The sequence below is a fragment of the Runella sp. R5_40 genome, from assembly GCF_057652295.1.
Genome location: NZ_JBYFCH010000068.1, coordinates 1 through 1,026 on the forward strand (window position 1 = coordinate 1; position 1,026 = coordinate 1,026).

Genomic DNA, 1,026 nt, shown 5'->3' on the forward strand with positions numbered 1-1,026 from the left:
AGACGGTATTTTGGAGACAAACTCTTTGACAGACTAGTAATTGCGAATATAACAGGTGCATAAACGGATAATCAGAATCTTTAAACATCCTAATTAACTACCTGCGGATTTTAGGTATTATTATAGAAGCCCCCATGAATAAATCGCTCATCATTTTCGGCATCGTCAACATAACCTCGGACAGTTTCTCCGATGGAGGCCGGTATCTGGCGCCAGACGCAGCCATTGCGCAGGCGCGTAAGCTGATGGCCGAGGGGGCAGATGTGATCGACCTCGGTCCGGCATCCAGCAATCCCGACGCCGCGCCTGTTTCGTCCGACACAGAAATCGCGCGTATCGCGCCGGTGCTGGACGCGCTCAAGGCAGATGGCATTCCCGTCTCGCTCGACAGTTATCAACCCGCGACGCAAGCCTATGCCTTGTCGCGTGGTGTGGCCTATCTCAATGATATTCGCGGTTTTCCAGACGCTGCGTTCTATCCGCAATTGGCGAAATCATCTGCCAAACTCGTCGTTATGCATTCGGTGCAAGACGGGCAGGCAGATCGGCGCGAGGCACCCGCTGGCGACATCATGGATCACATTGCGGCGTTCTTTGACGCGCGCATCGCGGCGCTGACGGGTGCCGGTATCAAACGCAACCGCCTTGTCCTTGATCCCGGCATGGGGTTTTTTCTGGGGGCTGCTCCCGAAACCTCGCTCTCGGTGCTGGCGCGGTTCGATGAATTGCGGCTGCGCTTCGATTTGCCGGTGCTTCTGTCTGTTTCGCGCAAATCCTTTCTGCGCGCGCTCACAGGCCGTGGTCCGGGGGATGTCGGGGCCGCGACACTCGCTGCAGAGCTTGCCGCCGCCGCAGGTGGAGCTGACTTCATCCGCACACACGAGCCGCGCCCCTTGCGCGACGGGCTGGCGGTATTGGCGGCGCTGAAAGAAACCGCAAGAATTCGTTAACTTTTCGGTGGCCAGTAAGGAAATCGAGCGAGGCAAGGGTACACGTGGCCGGGGAGCCGAGGGAAAGCAGAACGTT

Annotated in this window: 1 protein-coding gene; it reads left to right on the top strand. The window is 57.4% G+C overall.

Annotated features, from left to right (window positions below; all coding sequences use genetic code 11):
* Window positions 1–134: 134 nt before the first annotated feature.
* The gene (gene sul2 / locus AC23N5_RS31415) at window positions 135–950 is read left to right on the top strand and encodes a sulfonamide-resistant dihydropteroate synthase Sul2 (RefSeq protein ID WP_001043260.1); all 816 of its coding nucleotides are present in this window, start codon (window positions 135–137) and stop codon (window positions 948–950) included.
* Window positions 951–1,026: the final 76 nt, after the last annotated feature.

Bases quoted from the DNA above. Each gene is read 5' to 3' on its own strand.
- sul2 (WP_001043260.1), top strand. From the start codon at position 135: ATGAATAAATCGCTCATCATTTTCGGCATCGTCAACATAACCTCGGAC.